Source organism: Actinacidiphila glaucinigra, assembly GCF_035918135.1.
GTDB classification, from domain to species: domain Bacteria; phylum Actinomycetota; class Actinomycetes; order Streptomycetales; family Streptomycetaceae; genus Actinacidiphila; species Actinacidiphila glaucinigra.
Window position 1 is genome coordinate 2784180 of the sequence record NZ_CP109144.1, and the last position, 20606, is coordinate 2804785.

The 20606-nt window shown below is 72.4% G+C and carries 16 protein-coding genes; 4 read left to right on the top strand and 12 right to left on the bottom strand.

What is annotated here, in order from left to right:
- Nucleotides 1-91 precede the first annotated feature (91 nt).
- Nucleotides 92-1105, bottom strand: a complete 1014-nt coding sequence (locus OIE69_RS12180; protein WP_326572000.1) for an alcohol dehydrogenase — start codon at nt 1103-1105, stop codon at nt 92-94.
- 161 nt (nt 1106-1266) lie between these two features.
- Here OIE69_RS12180 and OIE69_RS12185 point away from each other — a divergent pair, with 161 nt between their 5' ends.
- On the top strand, nt 1267-1659 hold the full coding sequence (locus OIE69_RS12185; RefSeq protein WP_326572001.1) for a PPOX class F420-dependent oxidoreductase: 393 nt from the start codon (nt 1267-1269) through the stop codon (nt 1657-1659).
- 49 nt (nt 1660-1708) lie between these two features.
- Here the strand turns inward: OIE69_RS12185 and OIE69_RS12190 are convergent, their stop codons facing one another.
- The 3 genes from OIE69_RS12190 to OIE69_RS12200 all read right to left on the bottom strand — a co-directional run bounded on the left by OIE69_RS12190 (nt 1709) and on the right by OIE69_RS12200 (nt 5802).
- Nucleotides 1709-3382 carry an acyl-CoA dehydrogenase family protein gene (locus OIE69_RS12190; RefSeq protein ID WP_326572002.1) on the bottom strand — a complete coding sequence of 558 codons (1674 nt, stop codon included), beginning with the start codon at nt 3380-3382 and terminating at the stop codon, nt 1709-1711.
- Between the two features lie 30 nt (nt 3383-3412).
- Entirely contained in the window at nt 3413-4030 is a 618-nt protein-coding gene (locus OIE69_RS12195; protein ID WP_326572003.1) for a TetR/AcrR family transcriptional regulator, read from the bottom strand.
- A 278-nt stretch (nt 4031-4308) separates the two neighbouring features.
- A complete protein-coding gene (locus OIE69_RS12200) occupies nt 4309-5802 on the bottom strand; it encodes an IMP dehydrogenase (protein ID WP_326572004.1) in 1494 nt (497 codons plus the stop codon).
- Nucleotides 5803-6184: 382 nt separating this feature from the next.
- Here OIE69_RS12200 and OIE69_RS12205 point away from each other — a divergent pair, with 382 nt between their 5' ends.
- On the top strand, nt 6185-7411 hold the full coding sequence (locus OIE69_RS12205) for a DUF4241 domain-containing protein (protein WP_326572005.1): 1227 nt from the start codon (nt 6185-6187) through the stop codon (nt 7409-7411).
- Between the two features lie 30 nt (nt 7412-7441).
- Here the strand turns inward: OIE69_RS12205 and OIE69_RS12210 are convergent, their stop codons facing one another.
- Both OIE69_RS12210 and OIE69_RS12215 read right to left on the bottom strand, forming a co-directional pair.
- Nucleotides 7442-8794, bottom strand: coding sequence for a class I SAM-dependent RNA methyltransferase (locus OIE69_RS12210; protein WP_326572006.1), 1353 nt, complete (start codon nt 8792-8794; stop codon nt 7442-7444).
- Between the two features lie 87 nt (nt 8795-8881).
- Nucleotides 8882-10933 (bottom strand): APC family permease, encoded by a 2052-nt coding sequence (locus OIE69_RS12215; RefSeq protein WP_326572007.1) that lies wholly within the window; start codon nt 10931-10933, stop codon nt 8882-8884.
- Nucleotides 10934-11070: 137 nt separating this feature from the next.
- Between OIE69_RS12215 and OIE69_RS12220 the strand changes: the two genes are divergently transcribed.
- On the top strand, nt 11071-11739 hold the full coding sequence (locus OIE69_RS12220; RefSeq protein WP_326572008.1) for a potassium channel family protein: 669 nt from the start codon (nt 11071-11073) through the stop codon (nt 11737-11739).
- Entirely contained in the window at nt 11736-12413 is a 678-nt protein-coding gene (locus OIE69_RS12225) for a potassium channel family protein (RefSeq protein ID WP_326572009.1), read from the top strand. Before OIE69_RS12220 ends, OIE69_RS12225 begins: the two co-directional genes overlap by 4 nt.
- An 88-nt stretch (nt 12414-12501) precedes the next feature.
- Here OIE69_RS12225 and OIE69_RS12230 read toward each other — a convergent pair whose 3' ends face one another.
- From OIE69_RS12230 to kdpB, 6 genes are all read right to left on the bottom strand, one after another.
- On the bottom strand, nt 12502-13260 hold the full coding sequence (locus OIE69_RS12230) for a DUF3159 domain-containing protein (protein WP_326572010.1): 759 nt from the start codon (nt 13258-13260) through the stop codon (nt 12502-12504).
- 3 nt (nt 13261-13263) lie between these two features.
- Nucleotides 13264-13662, bottom strand: coding sequence for an OB-fold nucleic acid binding domain-containing protein (locus tag OIE69_RS12235; RefSeq protein WP_326572011.1), 399 nt, complete (start codon nt 13660-13662; stop codon nt 13264-13266).
- Nucleotides 13663-13701: 39 nt separating this feature from the next.
- Nucleotides 13702-14385 carry a response regulator gene (locus OIE69_RS12240; protein ID WP_326572012.1) on the bottom strand — a complete coding sequence of 228 codons (684 nt, stop codon included), beginning with the start codon at nt 14383-14385 and terminating at the stop codon, nt 13702-13704.
- Nucleotides 14386-14446: 61 nt separating this feature from the next.
- The gene (locus OIE69_RS12245) at nt 14447-16990 is read right to left on the bottom strand and encodes a sensor histidine kinase (protein WP_326572013.1); all 2544 of its coding nucleotides are present in this window, start codon (nt 16988-16990) and stop codon (nt 14447-14449) included.
- Between the two features lie 827 nt (nt 16991-17817).
- Entirely contained in the window at nt 17818-18447 is a 630-nt protein-coding gene (gene kdpC, locus OIE69_RS12250; protein WP_326572014.1) for a potassium-transporting ATPase subunit KdpC, read from the bottom strand.
- A gap of 20 nt (nt 18448-18467) precedes the next feature.
- Nucleotides 18468-20573, bottom strand: coding sequence for a potassium-transporting ATPase subunit KdpB (gene kdpB, locus OIE69_RS12255; RefSeq protein WP_326581100.1), 2106 nt, complete (start codon nt 20571-20573; stop codon nt 18468-18470).
- Nucleotides 20574-20606 lie beyond the last annotated feature (33 nt).

Sequence of the window (20606 nt, forward strand, 5' to 3'; positions counted from 1 at the left end):
GTTCGCCGCGGACCTCCCGGTAGTGGTCGAACGCGTACTCCGGCCGGCCCGGGGCAACCGGATTACCCCCGGCCGGCGGCACCCGCGCGGGTCAGGGGACGAGGACCATGCGGAAGCGCGCGGCGCCGGACATCATGCGGCCGAACGCCTCGTTTACCTCCTCCAGGGGCACGGTCTCGGTCATCGGGCGGATCCCGGCGAGCGCGCTGAACTCCATCGTGTGCTCGACGTCGCGCGAGGTGCCGGACGGATGGCCGACGACCGACCGCGAGGACAGGACCAGCTGCGCCGGGGTGATCGGCAGCGGTTCGGAGTCGATGCCGATGACGATCAGCTCGCCGCCGGGCCGCAGACCGTCGACACCGGCCGCCATGGCCCGCGAGTTGGCGGCGGTGGCGAGCACGGCGGTGGCCCCGCCGAGGGCCTGCAGTTCCTCGGCAGGGTCGCCGGCGGAGCTGTCGATGTAGTGGTGCGCGCCCAACTCCATGGCCAGGGCCCGCTTGTCCTCGCCGCGCGCGACGGCGACCGTCTCGAAGCCGAACTTGGCCGCGTACTGCACGGCCAGGTGCCCGAGGCCGCCGATGCCGATCACGGCGACGAGGTCCCCGGGCCGGGCGGAGCTCTTCTTGAAGGCGTTGTACGTGGTCACGCCGGCGCAGCCGAGCGGGGCGGCGTCGACCGCGGTCAGCCCGTCGGGAACGTGGGCGAGCGCGTTGACCGGGGCGACCATGTGGGTGGCGTAGCCGCCCTCGTACGCCCAGCCGGGCACCCGCAGGTTCCGGCAGTCGATGAAGTCGCCCTCGCGGCAGGGCGGGCAGTGCCCGCAGTGCCCGCCGAACCAGCCGACCTCCACGCGGTCGCCCACCGTCCAGTGCCGGACGCCCTCACCGAGGGCATCGATGCGCCCGGCGACCTCGTGGCCGGCGACCAGGGGGAAGGTGATGCGCGGGAAGGCGTTGTGCACGAAGCCGGCGTCACTGTGGCAGACGCCCGACGCCTCGACGGCGATCCGGACGTGGCCGGGGCCGGGCTCCGGCAGCGCGCGCTCGACGATTTCGAATGGTCCGCCCGGTTCTGCGACCTGGGCCACCCGCATGGAGTTCATGGCCGTCCGGTGTGTGAGGGGTTGCGGCGCGTAGCGCCCTTGCCACCCATCGTGACCCCGGGGGCGTGATTTCTCGCGCCGAACACCGGCCGCCGGGCCGCCGGGCCGCCGGGCCGCCGGGCGGGCAGCGTAGGCTGCGCCCAGCCGACCGAGGGATCATCGTGAAACTACCCGCCGACCTGCTCGACCTCCTGCACCGCCCGAGCCTCTGCTTCCTGGCGACCACCATGCCGGACGGCTCGCCGCAGCTGACCCAGACGTGGGTCGACACCGACGGCGAGCACGTGCTCGTCAACAGCGTCCGCGGCCATGTGAAGACGCGGAACATCGCGCGGGACCCGCGGGTGGCCGTCGCCGTCTCCGATCCGGACGACCCGTCCCGCTACTTCCAGGTCCGCGGGCGCGTCCGCGAGGTGACGACGGAGGGCGCGGAGGACCACATCGAGAAGCTCTCGCACAAGTACACCGGCGGGCCGTACCCCTGGTACGGCGGCCGTGACCAGGTGCGCGTGCTGTTCGTGATCGAGGCCGAGAGCATCAGCGGCACGGCGTGACCCCAGCGGGTCCGCGGCTGCCGTGGGCGGCCGCGGACCTCCGGCCCGGTCAGCCCGTGGCGCCGGGCACGCGCTCGATGACCGCGGCCAGGTCCGTTCCGGCGGGCAGGGTGCCGAAGGCCAGGCCCCGGTCTCCGGCCAGACGGGAGGCGCAGAAGGCGTCCGCGACCGGTGCCGGCGCGTGGCGCACGAGCAGCGAGCCCTGCAGCACCAGCGCCAGGCGCTCGACCAGCCGGCGCGCCCGCAGCGGGGCGTCCTCGGTGAGCACCAGTTCGCCGCGCACCCGGCGCCAGGCCTCGTCGAGGCGGGCGTCGCCGCCCGCGGCGGCCTCGACCTCGGCGCGGAAGGCCTCCAGGGAGTCCGGCTCACGGGTGAGGGCACGCAGCACGTCCAGGGCGTTGACGTTGCCGGAGCCCTCCCAGATGCCGTTCAGCGGCGCCTCGCGGTAGAGCCGGGGCATGCCGGACGCCTCGTCATAGCCGTTGCCGCCCAGACATTCCAGTGCCTCCGCGACCGCCGCGGGCTGCCGCTTGCACACCCAGTACTTGCCGACGGCGGTGGCCAGCCGCAGGAACGCCTGCTCCTGCGCGTCCCCGCGCCGGGCCCGGTCGACGGCGCCGGCGACGCGCAGCGCGAGGGTGGTGGCGGCCTCGGACTCCAGGCCGAGGTCGGCGATGACGTTGCGCATCAGGGGCTGGTCGATCAGCCGCGCCCCGAACACCGAGCGGTGCCGGACGTGGTGGGCGGCCTGCGCGAGCGCGGCGCGGGTGCCGGAGGCGGAGCCGAGGATGCAGTCCAGCCGGGTCATGGTGACCATCTCGATGATGGTCCGTACGCCCTGGCCCTCGGGACCGACCGGCCAGGCCACCGTGTCGTCGAACTCCGGCTCGCTGCTGGCGTTGCTGCGGTTGCCGAGCTTGTCCTTGAGCCGCTGGATGCGGAAGGTGTTGCGGCTGCCGTCCGGCAGCACCCGGGGCACCAGGAAGCAGGACAGCCCCGCGGGGGCCTGGGCCAGTACGAGGAACAGGTCGTTCATGGGCGCGCTGGTGAACCACTTGTGCCCGCGCAGCCGCCAGGTGCCGTCCGGCTGCCCGGTGGCTGTGGTGGTGTTGGCCCGCACATCGGTGCCGCCCTGCTTCTCGGTCATCCCCATGCCGGCGAGGAGCCCGCGCTTGCCGGCGGGGGCGCGCAGTCCGGGGTCGTAGACGCGGCTGGTGAGCAGCGGCTCGTACACCGCCGCCAGGTCGGGTGCGGCGCGCAGCGCCGGGACGACGGCATAGGTCATGGACACCGGGCAGCCGTGGCCGGCCTCGGCGGTGCTCCACACCATGAAGCCGGCCGCGCGTGCCACGTGCGCGCCGGGCCGGTCGTCGGCCCAGGGCGCCCCGGCGAGGCCCTCGGCGAGGGCGACCTCCATGAGCGCGTGGTAGGAGGGGTGGAAGTCCACCTCGTCCACGCGGTTGCCGTACCGGTCGTGGGTGCGCAGCACCGGTTCGTACCGGTTGGCCTCCTCGGCCCAGCGCTGCACCTGTTCCGATCCGGCGAGCCGGCCGAGGCGGTGCAGGTCGTCGGCGTACCACCCGGCGCCCTCGCGCCGCACACCCTCCAGCAGCACGACGTCGTCGGCGACGTCGTGGCCGACCAGCGGCGGGGCCTGGTTGGTCACCTCGTGCGTGCGCGCGGCGGGGTTGCTGCGCGGCGCGGCATCTGCGATCGCGGTCATGGCAGTCGGGCCCTTCGTGGTCGTGGGGAGTCAGAGCGCGGGCGCGGCGCCCGCGCAGCGCAGGGACATCGCCACCAGTTCGGAGACGAGGTGCTCGGCGGCCGCGCCCTCGGCGGGGGCGGACAGCGGGTCCACCAGGACCTCGCCGATGGCCCCGGTCAGCGCCGCCGCGGTGACCTCGGGGTCCTGCGCGGGCAGCAGCCCGGCGGCGATCCCCTCGCGGATCACCTCGGCGAAGACGGCGCGGTAGCGGCGCCGGAATTCCAGCCGTTCCGCGCCCACGGCCGGTTCCGCGGGCGCAGCGAGCAGGGCATGGGCCAGCCCGCGGTTCTCCATGGCGCGGCGGGCGAAGACGGTGACCCCCAGGGTCAGCCGCTGCACCGGGTCACCGCCGCCGTCGCGCAGCACCTCGCCGAGCACCTCGGCCTCGCGGCCCGAGGCCCGTCGGAACACCTCGACCGCGAGCGCGCCCTTGGACGGGAAGTGCTGGTACACCGTGCCCACGGACATGCCGGCCGCGGCCGCCACCGCGGTGACGGACGCGTTCGCCCAGCCCACCTCGGCGACGACGGCCGTGGCGGCCGCCACCAGCTGCTCCCTGGCGGCGGCCAGGCGGTCGTGCACCGCGGACGTCTTCCGGTAGGCCATAGCAACAAGTGAAGCACCGTTCAGACCTTCATGCCAGCCCCGCGGACGCCGCCGGGAGGCCTTCCCGAACCACCGGCAGGCGGTGCCGGAGCGGCTGGGTGAGCGGACGGCCGGCCGCGATCAGCACGCGCAGGAAGTGCTGCATCGCGGCCCCGGGGTCCGCTCCGGCGCGCGGAGGGCGCCGGGCGGTGCCGCCGGATCGCGCACCGGCTCCGCCGCGGCCGGTGGAGCGCACGAACAGCGGGAGCACGCCGGGCCGCGGCCCCGCTCCGGCCGGATCACTCCCCGGAGTCGACGGCAGGGCGGCGAAGCTGCACCTCGGCTCCGGTCTGCTTGAAGGACTCCGCGGACACCGGAACGAGCACCGCGTCGCGGTGGAAGTCCCGGAGGTTCGTCGAGCCGCAGCTGATCATCGTCGAGGTGATCTTGGCCCGGGTGCGCTCCACGTTGTCGTACAGGCTGCCGGCGTAGGGCACATAGCCGTCGACGCCCTCTTCGAAGACCATCCGGCCGCGCTGGCCGTACCGGGCCTCGTTCTGCGCGCGCCGGGAGCCCTCGCCCCAGTACTCCTTGTACCACTGGCCGCCGATCTGGAGCTTCCGCGAGGGGCTCTCGTCCAGCCGGGCGAAGTAGCGGCCGAGCATGATGAAGTCGGCGCCCATCGCCAGCGCCATCGCCATGTGCGAGTCGCTCAGCAGACCTCCGTCGCAGCACAGCGGCACGTACACCCCGGTCTCCAGGGCGTGGGCATCGCGCGCCTGGACGACGTCGAGCAGCGCCGAGGCCTGCCCTCGGCCGATGCCCTTCTGCTCCCGGGTGGTGCAGATGGCCCCGCCGCCGATCCCGACCTTCACGAACGCCGCGCCCGCGTCGGCCAGGTAGCGGAAGGCACGGCCGTCGACGACGTTCCCCGCACCGACGAAAACGTCCTCGCCGTACGTCTCCCGGGCGAATTCGAGGGTCTTCGCCTGGTACACGGAATAGCCGTCGGAGGAGTCCAGGCACAGCACGTCCGCACCGGCTTCCACCAGCGCGGGAATGCGGTCCTTGAAGTCACGGGAATTGATGCCGGCGCCCACCCGCAGACGTTTCCCGGCGTCCACGCTCGCGCGGTGGTAGGTCTTGTGGGCCTGGTAGTCGCTCTTGAGGACCAGGGAGGCGACCCGGCCGCCGTCGACCACCGGCAGGACGTCCAGGTGGTGCTGCCAGATCAGCTCGTTCGCCTCGGACAGCGAGACGGAGGCCGGCGCGGTCACCAGTCCGTTCCGGCCCCGCATCCGGTTGCCGGTGGGTTCGGAGGCTCCGTGACGCTCCAGGTGGAAGTCGTCGAGGCTGATGATCCCCGCGAACTCGCCGTCCGCCTCCCCGTTCTCCGTCACCACGGCGACGCCGTGCTCGGTGTCCGCCAGCAGCCGGGCGACCTCCCCGAGGGGCGTCCCCGGCGCGACGGTGACGTCGCCGGTCCGGAAACCGGCCTTGTGCCGCTTCACCGCCAGCACGTCCGCGGCCTGGTCCTCGATCTGCTGGTTCTGGTGGATGAACGACAATCCGCCGACCTGCGCCAGCGCCACCGCCAGCGCCGGTGACGACACCGCCTGCATGATGGCGCTCACCATGGGGGTGGCGACCCGGATTCCCGGCTGCTCGCCGACCCGGTGACGCACCAGGGGCGCCCCGAGGTCCACGTTGTCCGGCGTGCAGTCTTCCGTGGTCAGGCCCGGGATGAGGAGGTACTCGCTGAGCGTGCGGGAAATCTCGGGGAGGATCTTCACGTCGTCTCCAGAAGAGGAGCCTGCGTACCGGTCGGCAACGGACCGGCGGGGCTCGTGCGGGCAGTGCGGGTCGACGCCGGCCGGTGGCGCACTGCCGGAAGAACGCACTCCGGAGATCCCGAGAGCGGGCGCACCCGGCGGGGCAGTGCTCGCACGCGCGACCGAACCGGCGGCGAGGGCACGCAGACCCGGTCCGCACGGTGCTGCACAGGCGCTGACTTCCATCACGCCATGCGGGATCCTACCGCGCCGCCGGCGTCCGTACGTCCGACGACGTGACCGCCAAGGCCACTGTCACAGGCGGCGATTACGCTCTGCCAAAAGTGGTCCACTCACTGCGGTTCACCCTCGGGTGGCGGAAACCGCGCCGGAGGGGCGGGACATGGGCAAGGACATGGCGACGGTTTCCTACGCCGTGGGTTGGGACGCCGACGCGCGCCGTGCGTTCGGACCGCTGACGCGGGCGGAGGCGGAGGAACGGGACACAGCCGGGGACCCCTATGCGGTGCTGCACCGGGTCCCCGGGCGCGAGGTCCCCGCTGAGGTGCACCTCGTCGCCTGGCGTGACCTCTTCGTCGGGAAGTGGGTCCACGACGAGCTGGGCCGGCGGACCCACGAGATCGACCTCCGGCTTCTGGAGGACGACCGCCTGTTCCTGCGGCGGTACGTGGAACGACGCTACGCCTCACCGGAGCAGCCGGACCTGGCGCCCGACGCGTGGCAGCTCACGGTGGAACTCCTCCCCGGGGGCAGAGGCAGGCAGATGCTGTACGAACGGGGCCGGAACGGAGGGTCGTTCCACACCCTGGCCGACGTGCCGGAGCAACGGCGGTGGCACAACCGGTCCGGGTACGGGGTTCGCGCGGCCGACGCGCCCCGGCCGCCGGACGGGCCCGAGCCCGGTGCCGCCACAGCCGGGGAGCCGGCGTCCACCGGGGGCGAGGAGCCCGCGTCGTTGTGGCGTCCACCGAAGCCCATGCGCATGGAACTGCCGGTCGACGACCTCTTCCGACCGGGGAACCCCTTCCCCATGAGGCCCTGGGACACGACGGAGACGGCCGAACCGCGGCGCGTCGCCATGGTGCGGATCCCGTCCGGGCGTCTGTCCGTCTCGGACGCTCTCGAGGACAGACCCCGGGAACTCGCCGAGCGCATACCCCCCGGCGAGTACGCGCTGGAGACCGCCGTGGTCGTCGGCGAGGGCGAGTACGAGGGGGAGCGGTTCCCGGTCACCGACGAGCCCGCCGTGCGCCTTCTGATCCGGGACGAGCCCGCCGTCGCCTGGGAGTTGGCGCTGAGCGAGGGCGACGATCCCCGCCTGCTCCTCGACGGCCACGCCTACGGCTTCGGCACCGACGGGGCGGCCGGCGCCTTCGCGGACGCCGCGGCCTGGGAGACGCTGTCGGCGAAGGCCGGGCGCTACTACAGGGATCAGGACGACGGAGCGTGCGAGTCCATCGGCGACGGCCACATACGTGCCGTCGACGAGGCGACCGGAGCCGACCTGGTGACCTTCTGCACGGGAGGCGACGGGACGTGGCCGGTGTGGCTCGGCCGCTCCGCCGCCGGCGCGCTCGTCTCGGTCGTGGTGATCACGGCGTTTCTCTAGGCCGTGTCGTGCCGGTGACTTGACCCCAAGTCAGCCCTCCTTCGTCGCCGGCTCCAGGATCGCCACGCACTCCACGTGGTGCGTCATCGGGAAGAGGTCGAACGCGCGCAACCGCCGCGGGGCGTACCCGGCCGCGGCGAAGTAGCCGAGGTCGCGGGCGAGGGCGGCGGGGTCGCAGGCGACGTAGGCGATGCGGCGGGGGCCGAGGGAGGCGACGTGCTCCACGGTGGCGCGGCCGGCGCCGGTGCGGGGCGGGTCGAGGACGACGAGGTCGGCCTCGGTGATCCCGGTGCGGGGCAGCGCGGACTCGACCTTGCCCTGCTCGATGCGGACGCGGTCGAAGTCGCCCAGGTTGTGCCGGGCGTCCTCCACGGCTCGCTTGCCGGACTCGATGCCGAGGACGGCGCCGGTCTCGCCGACCCTCTCGGCCAGGGCGCCCGCGAACAGGCCCACGCCGCAGTAGAGGTCGAGCGCGGTCTCGCCCTTGCGCGGCATGAGTCCCTGCATGACGGCCTCGACGAGGAGCCCGGCGGCCATGGGGTGGACCTGCCAGAAGCCGCCGGAACCGACGCGCCAGGTGCGGTCGATCGCCCGCTCGCGCACAAAGCCGCGGCCGTGCACGCGGTGGATGCCGCCCTGCTCGTCGACGCGCAGGACGGAGACGGGACGGTCGAGCTCCACGATGGGCAGCCGGGCACCGGGGCGGGGGGTGAGGATCACCTGGCGGTCGGAGGAGCCGGTGGCGGCGATGGCCTCGACCGAGGCGATACCGGACCAGTCACGGGATTCGACGCCCAGCTCGGAGACGCCGGGGGCGGCGATCAGGCAGCGGTCGACGCGCTCGACCTCGTGCGAGCGGTGGCGGCGCAGGCCCGCGTGGCCCTCGGCGTCGACGGCGTACTGGACGCGGGTGCGCCAGGCCGGGACCTCGCCCTTGGCGACCTTGTCGCCGGGAGCGGGTTCGACGGTGCCGTCCCAGCCGGCCTCCTCGGGGGTGAGGTGGGCGAGGCGCTCCAACTGCTCGGTGATCACCTGCACCTTGAGCCGCCGCTGCGCGCCGGGGGCGGCGTGCTGCCAGTCGCAGCCGCCGCACTTGCCGGGGCCGGAGAACGGGCAGGGTGCCTCGACGCGGTCCGGGGAGGCCTCGAGGACCTCCACGGCGTCGGCACGCAGGAAGCGCGAGTCCGGGCCGCCCTCGGTGATCTCGGCGACGACCCGCTCACCGGGCAGCGCGTGCCGGACGAAGATCACCTGCGGGCGGTCGTGGCCCGGCAGGACCGTCCGCGCGATGCAGTGGCCGCCGTGCGCGACCGGGCCGACCTCGACCTCGTAGCGCTCGCCGACGAGGGCGTCGGCCTCGGGGGCCTTCGAACGGTGCTGCATGGCAGGACGGGCTCCTGGTTCACGAGGGGAACGGGGACGGCGAAGAACGAGCAGCTGACCAGTCTACGGCCCGTCGCCGTCCCCGGTTCACACCCGCCCGCTGGGCTCCCGGCGCCGCTTGGCCGGCCCCACCTCGCCGCGCCGCACGGAGCCCGGCGCGTTCCACTCGGCGCCCTTGCGGGCCCGCAGCTTGGCACGCTCCGAGGACTCCAGCTGCCAGGGCACGGAGGTGACCATGACGCCGGGGGTGAACAGCAGCCGGCCCTTGAGCCGCAGCGCGCTCTGGTTGTGCAGCAGGTGCTCGTACCAGTGCCCGACCACGTACTCCGGGATGAAGATCGACACGACGTCGCGCGGGCTGCTGCGGCGCAGGCTCTTGACGTAGTCGATGATCGGCCGGGTGATCTCGCGGTACGGCGAGTCCAGCACCTTCAGCGGTACGTCGATGCCGCGCCGGTGCCACTCGGCCTGCAGGGCCTTGGTGTCGGCCGGGTCCACGTTGATGCTGAGCGCCTCCAGCGTGTCCGACCGGAAGAGCCTGGCGTACGACAGGGCCCGCAGCGTGGGCTTGTGCACCTTGGAGACCAGGACGATGGAGTGCACGCGGGAGGGCTTGACCTCCTCCTCGCTGCGCTCCTCGGCGGCCGCGAGCTCGCTGGAGACGCGGTCGTAGTGGCGCCGGATGGCCGTCATCACGCCGTAGAAGACGACCATGCCCAGGACGGCGACCCAGGCGCCGTGCGTGAACTTGGTGAGCAGGACGACGACGAGCACGAGCCCGGTGAAGAAGGCGCCGAAGGTGTTGATCGCCCGCGCGCGGATCATGCGGCGGCGCGCGGCGGGGTCGGTCTCGGTGGCCAGGTGCCGGTTCCAGTGCCGGACCATGCCGATCTGGCTGAGGGTGAAGGAGACGAAGACGCCGACGATGTACAGCTGGATCAGCCGGGTCGAGTCGGCACCGTAGATGTAGACCAGCACGCAGGCGAAGGCGGCGAGCAGCACGATGCCGTTGCTGAAGGCGAGCCGGTCGCCGCGGGTGTGCAGCTGGCGCGGCAGGTAGCGGTCCTGGGCGAGGATCGAGCCGAGCACCGGGAAGCCGTTGTACGCGGTGTTGGCGGCCAGGAACAGCACCAGCGCGGTGGCACCGGCAAGGAAGATGAACGGGATCGACCCGTCGCCGAAGACCGCGGAGGCGACCTGGGCGATCACTGGGTCCTGGGTGTAGCCGGCGCCGACCGGTTTGCCGTTCACCAGCAGGTCGGCGGCCGGGTTCTCGGCCATGCGCACATTGGTGTTGAGGGCGAGCGCGATGATGCCGCAGAACATGGTGACGGCCAGGACGCCCATCAGCGCCAGGGTCGTCGCCGCGTTCTTGGACTTCGGCTTGCGGAAGGCGGGAACACCGTTGCTGATCGCCTCGACGCCGGTGAGCGCGGCACACCCGGAGGAGAAGGCCCGCAGCAGGAGGAAGACGAGCGCGAAGCTCGCGAGTCCGGTGTGCTCGGCCTTGATGGTGTAGCCCGCGGTCGGCGCGTGCATCTCGTCGCCCATCGCGATCCGGAAGATCCCCCAGGCCAGCATGCAGAAGACGCCGAAGACGAAGGCGTAGGTGGGGATGGCGAAGATCGTGCCCGACTCGCGCACGCCGCGCAGGTTCATCAGCATGAGCAGGACGATCATGCCGATGGCGCCCAGCACCTTGTGCTCGACGAAGAACGGCACGGCCGAGCCCAGGTTCTCCACGCCGGAGGCGACCGACACGGCCACGGTGAGGACGTAGTCGACCAGCAGGGCGCTGGCCACGGTGAGCCCGGCGCGCGGGCCGAGGTTGGTCGTCGCGACCTCGTAGTCGCCTCCGCCGGAGGGGTAGGCGTGCACGTTCTGCCGGTACGAGGCGACAACGGTGAACATCAGCACGACGACCGCGACCGCGATCCAGGGGCTGAAGTGGTAGGCCGACACTCCCGCGATCGACAGGACGAGAAGCACCTCTCCGGGCGCGTACGCCACGGAGGACAGCGGGTCGGAGGCGAAGACGGGGAGCGCCAGCCTCTTGGGGAGGAGCGTCTCTCCGAGCCTGTCGCTGCGGAGCGCCCGCCCGATCAGGATCCGTTTCGGAAGGTCGGTCAGTTTGGACACCCCGCGATGTTAGAGGATCGTCAAGATTTCCGATCCCCCGCCCACCTATCGAGGGGTTACGTGCGTGTGTAGCTTTGGGCGCGGTCTGAGACCCTGAGGGGGATCGGCCGGAATTGTTGGCAGCCGGAAGGACGGTCGTGCACGTCGTGATTATGGGGTGTGGGCGAGTGGGTTCCACTCTCGCGCACTCCCTTGAGCAGCAAGGTCATACAGTGGCCGTGGTCGACCAGGACCCGACGGCGTTCCGCCGCCTGGGCTCCGGGTTCAGCGGACGCCGCGTGACCGGGGTCGGGTTCGACCAGGACACGCTGCGCGAGGCCGGCATCGAGGAGGCGGGCGCGTTCGCGGCCGTCAGCAGTGGTGACAATTCCAACATCATCGCGGCCCGGGTCGCCCGGGAGATGTTCGGGATCGAGAACGTCGCCGCCCGGATCTACGACCCCCGGCGTGCGGAGGTGTACCAGCGTCTTGGCATCCCCACCGTCGCCACCGTCCGCTGGACGGCCGACCAGATGCTGCGCCGTCTGCTGCCGTCCGGCGCGGAGCCGCTGTGGCGCGACCCGAGCGGGGGTGTGCAGCTCGCCGAGGTGCACACGGACACCGCCTGGGTGGGGCACAAGATCAGCAGACTCCAGGAGGAGACGGGGGTGCGCGTGGCGTTCCTCACCCGGCTGGGCGAGGCCATGCTCCCCACCTCGGAGACGGTCCTGCAGGAAGGCGACCTGGTGCACGTGATGATGCGCACGGGCGAGGTCGAACAGGTCGAGGCCGCGTTCGCGAAGGGCCCTGAGGAGGCGCACCGATGAGGGTCGCCATTGCCGGGGCCGGGGCGGTCGGCCGCTCCATCGCGGGCGAGCTGCTGGAGAACGGCCACGAGGTCCTGCTGATCGACAAGAACCCGACCTCGATCTCGGTGGAGCGGGTCCCCCAGGCGGAGTGGCTGCTGGCCGACGCCTGCGAGATCACGTCCTTGGACGAGGCCGCGTTGCAGCGCTGCAACGTGGTGATCGCCGCCACGGGTGACGACAAGGTCAATCTGGTCGTCTCGCTGCTCGCCAAGACGGAGTACGGCGTTCCGCGGGTCGTCGCCCGGGTGAACAACCCCAAGAACGAGTGGCTGTTCAACGAGGCGTGGGGCGTGGACGTGGCCGTCTCCACCCCGCGCCTGATGTCGGCGCTGGTGGAGGAGGCGGTGAGCGTCGGCGACCTCGTCCGGCTGATGCGCTTCAGCCAGGGCGACGCGAACCTGGTCGAGCTGACTCTCCCGGAGGAGGCCGCGCTGGTGGGCACCCGGGTCGGCGAGGTCGCCTGGCCGGAGGACACCTCGCTGGTGACGATCATCCGCGGCCACCGTGTGCTGACCCCCTCCAAGGACGACGCGCTCGAGGCGGGCGATGAGCTGCTGTTCGTCGCGGCCCCGCACCGCGAGGAGCAGCTGGAGGACCTGCTCTCGGTGCGCAACGACGAGGCCGGGGCGTAGCACTCCGCGGGACGTACGACGAGGGGCGGCCGGAACCCGTGGGTTCCGGCCGCCCCTCGTGCGTTCACCGCCGGCGCGGGGCGCCGGGTCAGTTGTTGGCGGACTCCCTGGCGGCGCGCTCGGCCTTCTCGGCGCGCTCGGCCTCCTCCATCTCCGCGATCACGTCGATCGGCGGCGGCGCCTTGGCCAGGAAGATCCAGGTCAGGTAGACGCAGAGCAGGAACGGCGGGATGCCGAGGGCGACCTTGACCCAGCCGAGCTGGGTGGCGTTCCCCCAGAAGTAGAGCGGGAAGAGGATCGCCGACTTGACGAGCAGGATGATGCCCCAGGCCCAGGTGGCCTTGGTGTACGCGACGAGCCGGCCCGGGTTCCGCGTCCGCCAGGACAGGTTCTCCTTGAGGATCGGGCCGAGCAGCAGCCCGATCAGCGGGTACTTCGCCAGCGCGGAGATCACGTAGGCGACCGCGAGCCCGAGGGTGTAGAGCATGCCCGGCAGGTAGAAGTTCTTCGCGTCGCCGGACATCATCGCGAACACCGCGCCGAAGGCCACGCCGAAGACGCCGCTGAAGGCGTGCTTGAGGGTCTGCCTGCGCACCAGGCGGGCCAGTGCCAGCACCAGGGAGAGGCCCAGCGCGGCGATGGCCGCGGTGTGGATGTCCCGGTTGATCGTGTAGATCAGGACGAACACGAGCCCGGGCACCGTCGTGTCGATCATGCCCCAGACGCCGCCGAAGGCCTCCAGGAGGGCGTGGTCGGCGGCCGCCTTCGAGGCGGCCGCGTCGTGCTCCGGACCCTGCTCGGGCCCGGTCGTGGGCTGTGCCCCGGTCCGCTTGTCGATCGACGCCACCAACTACTCCTGTCCGACCGGACGCAACTCGTACTTGGGATTGAACAGCACCGGACGGCCGCGGTTCATGGCGATCCGCCCCGACGCGATGATCCTTCGGCCCGGCTCGATGCCGACGATGCTGCGCCGGCCCAGCCACACCACGTCCAGCGGTGCGGAACCGTCGAACAGCTCGGCCTCCAGGGCGGGCACGCCGGCCCGCGGCCGCAGAGTGACAGCGCGTAGTGTACCGGTCACGGTCACTATGTCGCGGTCGGCACAGTCGCAGATCCGGGTGCACCCGACGTCCGCGGTGTCCTGCCGCAGCTCGTCGGAGTGCAGTTCCTCCTGGGAACTGGACAGTCGGTCGAGCATCCTGCGGAAGCGGCCGGCCGGCCGGTCCGAACGGGTGGTACCACTCATACTTCGAAGGGTACCGGGCCCGGGCGAACGGTTCACCGATCACGTCTCGAAGCGGTAGCCCATACCCGGCTCGGTGATGAAGTGCCGTGGATGCGCGGGGTCCGTCTCGAGCTTGCGCCGCAACTGGGCCATGTAGACCCGCAGGTAGTTGCTCTCGGTGCCGTAGGACGGCCCCCAGACCTCCTGGAGCAGCTGCTTCTGGCTGACCAGGCGGCCGGTGTTGCGGACCAGGACCTCCAGCAGGTGCCACTCGGTGGGGGTGAGCCGGACGTCGGCGCCGTCGCGGTTGACCTTCTTGGCCGCCAGGTCGACGGTGAAGGACTCGGTCTCCACGGTCGCGGCGCCGTCCTCGGGGCCGCCGGGCGTGGCGCGGCGCACGGCGGCGCGCAGCCGCGCCAGCAGCTCGTCCATGCCGAAGGGCTTGGTGACGTAGTCGTCGGCGCCCGCGTCGAGGGCCTCGACCTTCTCGTCGGAGGCCTGGCGGGCGGAGAGCACGATGATCGGCACCCGGGTCCAGCCGCGCAGTCCCCGGATCACCTCGACGCCGTCCATGTCGGGCAGGCCGAGGTCGAGCACGATGACGTCGGGGTGACGGGCGGCGGCGAGCTGCAGCGCGGTCGCGCCGTCGTGGGCGGCGTCGACCTCGTACTTGCGGGCCCGCAGGTTGATCACGAGAGCGCGCACGATCTGCGGCTCGTCGTCGACCACGAGCACCCGGTTCATGGAGCCTGCCTTTCCTTCACGGTGAGTGGGGGGGTGGAGCGGGGGTGCGGTGCGGGCACGGTCAGGTCGTCGCCTCGGCCGGGAGGTCCGGGGCGGCGGGGATGCTGCCGGGCGCGGCCGGGAGGGTGAGCACCATCGTCAGGCCGCCTCCCGGGGTGTCCTCGGGCTGCAGGGTGGCGCCCATGGCGTCGGCGAAGCCGCGGGCCACCGCGAGGCCGAGGCCCACGCCGTTGCCGCGGGGGGCGTCGCCGTACCGCTGGAACGGCTCGAAGATCCGTTCCTTGGCGGCGTCGGGGACGCCGGGCCCGCGGTCGACGACGCGCAGGTCGACGTGGCCGCCGAGGGCGCTCGCGGCGACCAGCACCTGGGTGCCGGCCGGGCTGTACTTGACGGCGTTCTCGACGATGTTGGCGACGCTGCGCTCCAGGAGGCCGGGGTCGACGGAGACCATGGGGAGGGTCTCGGGGACGTCCAGGGCGACGCTGCCCTCGGGGACGCCGCGCAGGGCCTTGGGGACGACCTCGTCGAGGTCCACCTCGCGGATCAGCGGGGTGACGGTGCCGGTCTGCAGGCGCGACATGTCGAGGAGGTTGCCGACCAGGTTGTCGAGCCGGTCCGCGCCCTCCTCGATGCCCTCCAGCAGCTCGGCCTCGTCCTCCTCGGACCAGGCGACGTCGTCGGAGCGCAGCGAGCTGACGGCCGCCTTGATGGCGGCGAGGGGGGTGCGCAGGTCGTGCGAGACGGCGGCGAGCAGGGCGGTGCGGATGCGGTTGCCCTCGGCGAGCTTGTGGGCCCTGGCGGCCTCGTCCTCCAGCCGCTGCCGGTCCAGGACGCCGGCGGCCTGGGCCGCGAAGGCGGAGAGCACCCGGCGGTCGGAGGCGGGCAGCACCCGGCCGACGAGGGCGAGGGAGAGGTTGTCGCTGACCGGCACCTCCACGTCCGCGTCCTCGGGCCGCAGGCACTGCCGGCTGCCGACGCCGGCGGCGCAGGTCCACGCGTCGTGCTCGCCGGCCCGCTCCAGCAGTGACACGGCCTCCATGCCGAAGGTCTCCCGGACCCGCTCCAGCAGGGCGTCGAGGGAGTGTTCGCCGCGCAGCACGCTGCCGGCCAGGTACGACAGGATCTCGGCCTCGGACTGGAGTCTGGCGGCCTGGTGGGTGCGGCGCGCCGCCAGGTCCACCACGGAGGCCACCGCGACGCCGACCACCACGAAGATCACGATGGCGATCAGGTTCTCGGGCTGGGCGATCGAAAAGGTGTGCAGGGGCGGGGCGAAGAAGTAGTTCAGCATCAGCGAACCGCCGACCGCCGAGACCAGTGCCGGGTAGAGACCGCCTGCGAGGGCCGCAGCGACCGTCAGGGTCATGAACAGCAGCATGTCGGTGGCGATGCCCAGGGCCGGGTGCAGCTGGGTGAGCAACAGGCAGAGCAGCACGGGGCCGAGCACCCCGGTCAGCCAGCCGGCGATCACCCGCGAGCGGCCGAGCTGGGCGCCGCGCGCCACGGGCAGTCCACGGCCCTTGGCGGCGTGCTCGTGGGTGACGATGTGCACGTCGAGGTCGGGCCCGGACTCGCGGGCCACGGTCGCGCCGACGCCCGGCCCGAAGACGTACTGCCACGCGGGCCGGCGGCTGGTGCCGAGCACGACCTGGGTGGCGTTGACGCCGCGGGCGAAGTCCAGCAGGGCGCCGGGGACGTCGTCGCCGACGACGTGGTGGAAGGAGCCCCCGAGGTCCTCGACGAGGGTCCGCTGGACGGCGAGTTCCTTCGGCGAGCCGGCCGTCAGGCCGTCGCTGCGCGCGATGTGGACGGCGAGGATCTCCCCGCCCGCGCCCTTGGCGGCCATCCGTGCGGCGCGCCGTATCAGCGTCCGCCCCTCGGGGCCACCGGTGAGGCCGACCACGATGCGCTCACGGGCCTGCCAGGTGGCGGAGATCCGGTGGTCGGTGCGGTACTGCCGCAGGTATTCGTCGGCCCGGTCGGCCACCCACAGCAGGGCGAGCTCGCGCAGCGCGGTGAGGTTGCCGGGCCGGAAGTAGTTGGACAGGGCCGCGTCGACCTTGTCGGAGGCGTAGATGTTGCCGTGCGCCATACGGCGGCGCAGCGCCTGCGGCGACATGTCGACCAGTTCGATCTGGTCGGCCCGCCGGACCGCCTCGTCGGGCACGGTCTCGCGCTGGCGCACGCCGGTGATCGACTCGACGACGTCGCCGAGCGACTCCAGGTGCTGGATGTTCACCGTCGATATGACGTTGATACCGGCCTGGAGCAGTTCCTCGATGTCCTGCCAGCGCTTCTCGTTGCGGCTGCCGGGGATGTTGGTGTGTGCCATCTCGTCGACGAGGGCGACCTCGGGCCGGCGCGCGAGCACCGCGTCGACGTCCATCTCGGTGAAGACGGTGTCCCGGTACTCGATCTCCTTGCGCCGCACGGCCTCCAGGCCGTGCAGCATGACCTCGGTGCGGGCGCGGTCGTGGTGCTCGACGAAGGCGACGACGACGTCGGTGCCGCGCTCCATGCGCCGGTGGGCCTCGGAGAGCATCGCGTAGGTCTTGCCCACTCCCGGGGCCGCCCCCAGGTACATCCGCAAAGTCCCGCGTGCCATGGCTCCACGTTCCGCCTCGTGGCGTGCCCCTTCCGGGCGCGTCCGACACTAAGAATCCTATGGTCCCAGCAGTGGACAAATCGGGCGTGATGTTCCTCGGGGGAACACGTTGACGCGTCCTTGACGCCCTTCCCGCCGATGCCCCGGCCGGGCCGACCGCCTCCTGCCCCCGGCGGCGACGCCGGTGGGGCGCGGGTCCTCGGGATCGGCGCGGCAGGCGTCGAGGGGCCGGGCGACGGGCGCCGACCGGATCGCTCGCGGAGCGGCAGCGGGGTCTCCCGCGGCCCGGGTACGGCGCCGGTCAGGCATCCGGGCGGCGTCGCCGCTGCGGGGGCGGAAGCCGGTCGGCGACCTGCGTCCATGTCGCCGAGCGCCGGGTTCCGCGCGGTGCTGATGCCGGCCGTCGCCGAGCGCCAGGGGCGCCGGGGCGGCCGCGCAGCGACACCGTCAACGCGCGACGCGGCCGGCCCGGCGATCCCCCACGGAAGGGAGGCCTTCGCGGAAACGCGGTGCCGTCTCCCTGGCCCGGATCCCCACCGCCGTCCGGATCCGGACCGGGGTGGCACCTGCCGCCGCTGCGGTGACGGTGTGCGCCATTCCGCCGCCCCCTCCGCACCGCCGAGCGGCCTGCGCAGGCCTCCCTCCGTGCCTCCACTCTCTCCCCGCCGGCCCCGTCCCGAGCCCTCCGTTGGCGGTCCCCTGACGGCGAGCCCCCCGTGCTTGACGCCTTCCTGACGCGGCCCGTCCCGGGGCCCCCGCGGCGGCGCACGGAGGTCCTGGAGGGGGCAGGGCTCGTCGCGGGCACCGGGCGGAGCTCCGGCGGCGGGTCAGCCGGCCAGTTGCCTCAGCGCGATGTTGAGTTCCAGGACGTTGACGGTCGGCTCGCCGAGGATGCCGAACTGCCGTCCGTCCGTGTGCTCCACGACCAGCCGGGCGACCTGGGCGGTGCTCAGCCCGTTGGCCTTGGCGACGCGTGCGGTCTGGATGTCCGCGTACGCCGGGGAGATGTCCGGGTCCAGGCCGGATCCGGACGCCTGGACCGCGTCGGCGGGGACCTCGGACTCCGGGACGTGGTTGAAGGCGGCGACCTCCTTCTTGCGCTCCTTCACCAGGTCGGTGAGGGGCTTGCCGGTGACCGCCAGGTTGGAGGCGCCGGTGTGGGTCGGGTCGTACGGCCCCGCTCCGGCGCCCGCGTCGGCGGCCGAGGGGCGCGGCTGGAACCACTTGGGGTCCGGGGCGAAGTCCTTGCCGGTGGTGAAGTTCTGGCCGATCAACGCCGAGCCGACGATCTTGCCGCCGGCCCTCACCTCGGAGCCGTCGGCCTGGCCGCGGAAGGCCGTCTGGGCCACCCCCCACACGGCGAGCGGGTAGACGACGCCGAGCACGACGGTCAGCACCAGCAGGGCGCGCAGGGCGCTCCAGACCAGCCGGGCGGAGTTGCGTACGGAAGTGTTCATGACTGGCTGCACGCCTCCCGTCAGTGGATTCCTGGGATCAGGGAGATGAGCATGTCGATCAGCTTGATGCCGGCGAACGGGGCGACCAGGCCTCCGAGTCCGTAGATCCCGAGGTTGCGGCGGAGCATCCGGTCGGCGCCGGTCGGCCGGTACCGCACGCCGCGCAGGGCGAGCGGCACCAGGGCGATGATGATCAGCGCGTTGAAGACGACCGCCGAGAGGATCGCGGACTGCGGCGAGGACAGCTGCATGACGTTGAGCTTGTCCAGGCCCGGGTAGGCGACCGCGAACATCGCGGGGATGATCGCGAAGTACTTCGCGACGTCGTTGGCGATGGAGAAGGTGGTCAGCGCGCCGCGGGTGATGAGCAGCTGCTTGCCGATCTCGACGATCTCGATCAGCTTGGTGGGGTCGGAGTCCAGGTCCACCATGTTCCCGGCCTCCTTGGCGGCCGAGGTGCCGGTGTTCATGGCCACGCCCACGTCGGCCTGGGCGAGCGCGGGGGCGTCGTTGGTGCCGTCGCCGGTCATGGCGACGAGCTTGCCGCCCGCCTGCTCGCGCTTGATCAGCGCCATCTTGTCCTCGGGCGTGGCCTCCGCGAGGAAGTCGTCCACACCCGCCTCGTCGGCGATCGCCTTGGCCGTCAGCGGGTTGTCACCCGTGATCATGACCGTGCGGATGCCCATCCTCCGCAGCTCGTCGAACCGCTCCCGCATGCCGTGCTTGACGACGTCCTTGAGGTGGATCACGCCGAGCACCCGCGCGCCCTCGACGTCCTTGACCGCGACGAGCAGCGGGGTGCCGCCGGCGGCGGAGATGGCGTCGACGGTGCGCTGTGCGTCGGGGGCGACGGTGCCGCCGTTGCCGGTGACCCAGGCCGCGATCGCGCCGGCGGCGCCCTTGCGGACCTGGCGGCCGTCGACGTCGACGCCGGACATGCGGGTCTGCGCGGTGAAGGGCACGAACTCGGCGTGACCGAGCTCGCCTTCGTGCCGCTCGCGCAGCCCGTACTTCTCCTTCGCCAGGACGACGACGGAACGCCCCTCGGGCGTCTCGTCCGCCAGCGACGACAACTGCGCGGCATCGGCCAGCCCCGCCGGGTCCGCGCCCGCCACGGGCACGAACTCCGCGGCCTGGCGGTTGCCGAGGGTGATGGTTCCGGTCTTGTCGAGCAGCAGGGTGGACACGTCGCCGGCGGCCTCGACGGCGCGGCCGGACATGGCGAGCACGTTGCGCTGCACCAGGCGGTCCATGCCGGCGATGCCGATCGCCGACAGCAGCGCACCGATCGTCGTCGGGATGAGGCAGACCAGCAGCGCCACCAGGACGATCATCGACTGCTCGGCGCCCGCGTAGATCGCGAACGGCTGCAGGGTGACGACCGCCAGCAGGAAGACGATGGTCAGCGACGCCAGCAGGATGTTCAGCGCGATCTCGTTGGGCGTCTTCTGCCGGGCCGCGCCCTCCACGAGCGCGATCATCCGGTCGATGAACGTCTCACCCGGCCTGGTCGTGATGCGCACGACGATCCGGTCCGACAGCACCTTCGTGCCGCCCGTCACCGCGGAACGGTCGCCACCGGACTCCCGGATGACCGGAGCCGACTCACCCGTGATCGCCGACTCGTCGACCGACGCGACGCCCTCCACGACGTCACCGTCACCCGGGACGACGTCACCGGCCTCACAGACCACCAGATCGCCGACGCGCAGTCCGGTCCCGGGAACGCGCTGCTCGGCGCCGTCCTCGAGCCGGCGGGCGACGGTGTCGGTCTTGGCCCGGCGCAGGGTGTCGGCCTGCGCCTTGCCGCGGCCCTCGGCGACGGCTTCCGCCAGGTTGGCGAAGATCACGGTGAGCCAGAGCCACGCGGTGATCGCCCAGCCGAACCAGTCGGCCGGGGAGAGCACCGCCAGCACGGTGGTGAGCACCGAGCCGATCAGGACGACGAACATGACGGGCGACCTGACCATCACCCGGGGGTCGAGCTTGCGCAGCGCGTCCGGGAGGGACCGCAGCAGCTGGGCCGGGTCGAAGAGCCCGCCCGAGATGCGGGCGCCGTGGCCCGCGTCGGGGGTGCGCGGTGCCGGTCCTCGCTCGGAGGCGCGCACCGGCGTGTCGGTGGACATGGTTTCCTCCGCGGGGGTGGGGGTGGTCGTGCG

Excerpts from the sequence above, each read along its gene's own strand:
- OIE69_RS12245 (WP_326572013.1), bottom strand. The coding sequence starts at position 16,990 with ATGGCACGCGGGACTTTGCGGATGTACCTGGGGGCGGCCCCGGGAGTG.
- kdpB (WP_326581100.1), bottom strand. The coding sequence starts at position 20,573 with ATGTCCACCGACACGCCGGTGCGCGCCTCCGAGCGAGGACCGGCACCG.
- OIE69_RS12190 (WP_326572002.1), bottom strand. The coding sequence starts at position 3,382 with ATGACCGCGATCGCAGATGCCGCGCCGCGCAGCAACCCCGCCGCGCGC.
- OIE69_RS12210 (WP_326572006.1), bottom strand. The coding sequence starts at position 8,794 with ATGCAGCACCGTTCGAAGGCCCCCGAGGCCGACGCCCTCGTCGGCGAG.
- OIE69_RS12225 (WP_326572009.1), top strand. The coding sequence starts at position 11,736 with ATGAGGGTCGCCATTGCCGGGGCCGGGGCGGTCGGCCGCTCCATCGCG.
- OIE69_RS12235 (WP_326572011.1), bottom strand. The coding sequence starts at position 13,662 with ATGAGTGGTACCACCCGTTCGGACCGGCCGGCCGGCCGCTTCCGCAGG.
- kdpC (WP_326572014.1), bottom strand. The coding sequence starts at position 18,447 with ATGAACACTTCCGTACGCAACTCCGCCCGGCTGGTCTGGAGCGCCCTG.
- OIE69_RS12240 (WP_326572012.1), bottom strand. The coding sequence starts at position 14,385 with ATGAACCGGGTGCTCGTGGTCGACGACGAGCCGCAGATCGTGCGCGCT.
- OIE69_RS12180 (WP_326572000.1), bottom strand. The coding sequence starts at position 1,105 with ATGAACTCCATGCGGGTGGCCCAGGTCGCAGAACCGGGCGGACCATTC.
- OIE69_RS12205 (WP_326572005.1), top strand. The coding sequence starts at position 6,185 with ATGGGCAAGGACATGGCGACGGTTTCCTACGCCGTGGGTTGGGACGCC.
- OIE69_RS12195 (WP_326572003.1), bottom strand. The coding sequence starts at position 4,030 with ATGGCCTACCGGAAGACGTCCGCGGTGCACGACCGCCTGGCCGCCGCC.